The sequence below is a fragment of the Sphingomonas sp. RB1R13 genome (assembly GCF_036663775.1).
GTDB lineage: Bacteria > Pseudomonadota > Alphaproteobacteria > Sphingomonadales > Sphingomonadaceae > Sphingomicrobium.
Window position 1 is genome coordinate 1 of sequence record NZ_JAXOJM010000065.1, and the last position, 1,227, is coordinate 1,227.

Here is a 1,227-nt window from a genome sequence, read left to right on the forward strand (position 1 = left end):
GGGCAGATGCTGCAAGTCGCCCTAGCCAATGTCCGTATCAGGTGCTGCTGGTCACCATGGTCCTGCACTGAGCAAATGCCCCCGTTCCAGTCGTGCGACGCCGCCGCGAACGCCATGCGCTCGGCGATTGACGTCGCGGTGTCGGCTTGCGTGAACCGAGATACGCCGGTGATTTTGCTATTATCGGGTGGGCTGGACTCGTCGACCGTAGCAGCGGCACTGGCAGCATGCACGCATCATCTGACCTGCCTGACCATGGTGGTGGCAGACGCACAAGGCGATGAGCGAAGCCAAGCGCGAGCCGTGGCGCATCATTTGAACGTACCTCTGGTCGAGATCATGCGCGATCCGGAGCAGGTCGATTTCACGCGTCCTTTTGCGCCTGGACTGCCTCGACCGACTGGCGCGCCATTCCGCCAGGCCACATTGGCGGCGGCGGACAGGCTGGCACGCGATACCGGCGCGAAGCAGGTGATCGATGGCGGCGGCGGCGACAACATGTTTTGCTCGCTCCAAAGCGTCGTTCCGGTGATAGATGCTTTGCTGGGCCTGAACAGGGCGGCGCGGCCGCTGGCAACGGCCGCGTCGATCGCGCGGATGGCCAATGTCAGCTTGGTGTCGGTGATGCATCGTGCCGCCCTGCGGATGATGACGGGTCGTGTGGCATATCGCTGGCCGATCGACCGCATGCTTCTCAATCCCGCGATGATCGACGACTTCATTCCGCTCCACCCCTGGCTGGTACCACCGCAAGGTACACCGCCAGGCAAGGCGGCGCAGGTCGGTCTTCTTCTGGCTGCTGTTTCGGTCGTCGGGAATCTCGAGGCTGAAAGACGCCCGGCAATTCTGTCGCCGCTCGTGTCGCAGCCCATCGCCGAAGCCGCGTTGCGGGTGCCAAGTTGGATGTGGTTCGAGGAGGGGCGTAACCGGGCACCGGTTCGGCGGGCCTATGCCACGCGGCTGCCGACTTCGGTGGTCAGCCGGCGATCAAAGGGCACGCCGACCGGCTTCCTGGCGCGACTGGTCGAAAAAGAGGCCGACATGTTGCGGCCTTTCCTGCTTGACGGATGCCTGGCCATCCATGGCGTCATCGACCGGGCGGCAGTGGAGGCCGCGCTGGCGCCGGGACCGGCCCGCGACCTGCGCTTTGCCCGGCTGTTGCAACTCGCCGACGCCGAGGCCTGGGCGCGGTCATGGAGTTGATGCCGGGGGGCGGGTCACGGCCGA

Annotated in this window: 1 protein-coding gene; it reads left to right on the top strand. The window is 65.4% G+C overall.

Translation table 11 applies throughout. From position 1 onward, the window contains the following. The first annotated feature begins 114 nt into the window (after positions 1-114). Positions 115-1,203 (top strand): asparagine synthase C-terminal domain-containing protein, encoded by a 1,089-nt coding sequence (locus tag U1700_RS14900; protein WP_332753463.1) that lies wholly within the window; start codon positions 115-117, stop codon positions 1,201-1,203. Positions 1,204-1,227: the final 24 nt, after the last annotated feature.